We start from the raw sequence: 3,308 nt of genomic DNA, 5'->3' as shown, positions 1-3,308 counted from the left end.
GATTGAACTCCAGCTCGCACATGCGGATAAAAACAGTATCCGGGGAACCTATAACCATGCTCTATATCTGGAGCAACGGCGAGAAATGATGCAGTGGTATGCCGATTATATTGACTCTCTGGAACACAGAGGAGTCATGCCAAAACCATCCGCAGCGTAGTAATCTGTCTCACAAATCCAACAACGTCAGTAATGGTACTGGCGTTGTTGGTTTCTGCTGTTACTTTTTTGTTTAAATGAAATAAATGGAAAATCAGTAACGGTATTCATGGATGTATCACGTTCCTAGTCAGCCTGGCACAGGAAACACCACCAACGAAGAATTATGCCTGATAGGGTATTAAACTGCGAGGAGGTTTGTGGCCACAGCTTCCGGGCAATAGCTTGTTGCTCATTAATTGAGTCTTGTTTATAGTCGAGGAAAAACAGATGAACAATCAGGAGTACAGCGGAGTTCCTGCTGCATGAATTTATAATGCTGAGCGTCTAGATGAACGCCGACTGATGTTGCAATGGTGGGCAGATTATCTGGATGCTAATCGAGAGAAAAGTGTTAGTCCGTTTGATGTTGGGAAACAGGAACCGTTGAAATAAAATCGTCTGGCAGAGTAAAGAACCCGCGAATTCATCTGAGTACGTTATAAAAAGACATCTAACCAAAAAGATGGCTAGACGTCTTCCTTGAGAGTATCTTTACTCTGGTATCGGTGGTAAACCCAACTCTTTGAGGAATCGATTATGCATTTGTGCTGCGGTAGCTGCTTTTTTTTCTAATTCAATCAATTCAGCATGTACCTTTTGCAAATCAATTTTCTCTTCTGCCATATCAGTGTTGACGTAACGTGAGATATTCAGGTTGAAATCATTTTTCTCAATTTCCGTCATCGAAACACGTCGCGCGTAGCGATCTTCTTCCTTACGGTATTGATAAGTATCGATAATTTTTTCGATATGTTTCGGCATCAACTTATTTTGTCGTTTACCTTTTTCAAAATGTTCCGCAGCATTGATGAAAAGCACATCATCGGATTTCTTGCAGCGTTTCAGTACCAGAATGCACACCGGAATCCCGGTCGAGAAAAATAGATTCGCTGGCAGGCCAATCACTGTGTCAATATGACCGTCTTTAAGTAACTTAGTGCGGATACGCTCTTCCGCACCACCACGGAACAGCACGCCATGCGGCAGGATAATGGCCATTACTCCATCATCACTGAGGAAGTGAAAACCATGCAAAAGAAAAGCGAAGTCTGCCGCTGATTTTGGAGCAAGTCCATAGCTTTTAAAGCGGAAATCGTCACTCAGAGTATCACTTGGTTCCCAGCGGTAACTGAACGGAGGGTTAGCTACCACCGCATCAAATTGCATTTTTTTGGCTGGGTTCATTTCATTGAGAATATCCCACTGATTAAGCAGCGTGTCACCATGATAAATTTCGAACTCGGTATCTTTCACGCCATGTAGCAACATATTCATACGTGCTAAGTTGTAGGTGGTGATATTCTTTTCCTGACCGTAAATCTTGCCAATACCATTTGGCCCAAGTTGCTTGCGCACATTAAGCAGCAGCGAACCAGAGCCGCAGGCAAAATCAAGAACTTGCCTAATCTTCTTCTTTTTGCCTGTTGTTGGATCTTGGCTATCCAGCGTAACGATCTCGGAAAGAATGGTTGAGATTTGTTGCGGGGTATAAAACTCACCTGCCTTTTTACCTGAGCCAGCCGCAAACTGGCCAATCAGGTACTCATAGGCATCGCCTAAAATATCCGTGTCGTTACTGAACTTTGCAATACCCTCAGCAATTTTTTGGATCACGGAACAAAGTTTTTCATTACGTTCCTTTTGCGTTCGACCCAGTTTATCGGAATACAGATTGATCTCGGAAAATAAGCCCTGAAAGTTACGCCCAAATGAGCGCTCTTCGATGTAATCAAATCCTTTATCCAAGGTGATAAGCAAGTCAGGATGCTGGGTTCGCGCCATCTCGGCAATACTACTCCACAAGAATTGCGGCTCGATGACATAATGCACTTTAAGGCGCATCTGTCTTTCAAAATCAGCCTGTAGTGGTCAACTAAAATTGGCCACGGTAGTAGACTGTTCATAGAACAGCCGTTCGGATTCATTGGGCGTTAAGCCTCCGTTGTACCAGTGCGGGCGAAGTTCGCTGTAGTAACCCGTTATATATCGGGTGATTGCATTTCTGCCCTCCCCGAAGCTCTGGTAACCTGTCGTCGGTACCCATTCGGATTTCAGACTTCTGAAGAATCGCTCCATTGGCGCGTTGTCCCAACAGTTCCCACGCCTGCTTAGGCTCTGTTTTATCTGGTAACGCCACAGCAACTGACGGTATTTTTTACTGGTGTAATGACTGCCCTGATCGCTGTGGAACATGACTCCTCCTGGGCGTCCCCTGAGTTCCCATGCCATCTGTAACGCTTTACCCGTTAGCGCTGAGTCAGGTGAAAACGACATCGCCCAGCCTATGGGCTTGCGGGCAAACAGATCCAACACCACAGCCAGATAAGCCCAGCGCTTACCTGTCCAGATATAGGTCACATCGCCACACCAAACCTCATTCGGTTGGGTTACTGCAAACTGCCGCTCCAATAGATTCGATATATCAACATGCTCCTGCCCACCACGTTTATATTTGTGTGTGGGAAGCTGGCAACTTGTCATGTTCAGCTCTGCCATCAATTTTCCGGCAAGCCAACGCCCTAGTTTTACGCCCTTATTCGTCACCATTATGGCGATATTTCGGGCACCGGCTGACCCGCCGCTGGCATGCCAGACTTCGCTAACCAGGCTGCGTTTAATGGTGCGCTCGACATCTGGGACGCGTTCTCTGTTATGCCAGTACCGATAGCTGCTACGCTGAACATCAAAAGCCTTACACAGTGCTTTTACCGAATAAAGCGCTCTCAATTTATCGACTATCGCGAACTGTTCAACGAGTCCGACATCAAGAGAGCGGTGGCCTTTTTTAGAATTTCGTTTTCCATTTCAAGACGTTGAATCCTTTTCTTCCTTTCCCGAAGTTCTATTTGTTCAAGCGTCAGTGGAAGCCCAACGGGGGTTTTACCCTGACGTTCCAATCTGAGCTTACCCACCCATCGGCTAAGGGCCGAAAGACTGACATTCATGGCTTTAGCGGCCTCCGAATGAGAGTATTTCTGGTCAACGACCAGCTTTGCTGCTTCGAGTTTAAATTCAGCCGTAAAATATTTGGTCATGGATCACCTGTAAAGTTATTGAGGCAAGAATAACACCTCTAGTCAGGTGGCCAAATTCACTATGCCACTACA

At 45.7% G+C, this 3,308-nt stretch carries 2 protein-coding genes and 2 pseudogenes; 2 read left to right on the top strand and 2 right to left on the bottom strand.

Features of this window, described 5'->3' with window-relative positions:
• Positions 1–160: pseudogene (locus tag AEP37_RS26390) on the top strand (integrase); the annotation flags it as partial.
• Between the two features lie 118 nt (positions 161–278).
• Positions 279–594 (top strand): annotated as a pseudogene (locus tag AEP37_RS27470) (hypothetical protein); the annotation flags it as partial.
• A 99-nt stretch (positions 595–693) separates the two neighbouring features.
• Here AEP37_RS27470 and AEP37_RS22820 read toward each other — a convergent pair.
• A complete protein-coding gene (locus AEP37_RS22820; protein ID WP_209435174.1) occupies positions 694–2,043 on the bottom strand; it encodes a type I restriction-modification system subunit M in 1,350 nt (449 codons plus the stop codon).
• 27 nt (positions 2,044–2,070) lie between these two features.
• Positions 2,071–3,236, bottom strand: a protein-coding gene (locus AEP37_RS22815) for an IS3 family transposase (protein ID WP_156168750.1) whose coding sequence is annotated in 2 segments (ribosomal slippage) — positions 2,071–2,981 and positions 2,981–3,236 — 1,167 coding nt in all. Because the reading frame shifts where the segments join, the coding sequence is not laid out codon by codon here.
• Positions 3,237–3,308 lie beyond the last annotated feature (72 nt).

This window comes from Yersinia pekkanenii (assembly GCF_001152565.1).
GTDB lineage: Bacteria > Pseudomonadota > Gammaproteobacteria > Enterobacterales > Enterobacteriaceae > Yersinia > Yersinia pekkanenii.
Note: the sequence above shows the minus strand (reverse complement) of the source record. Positions and strands in the feature narration are given on the sequence as shown.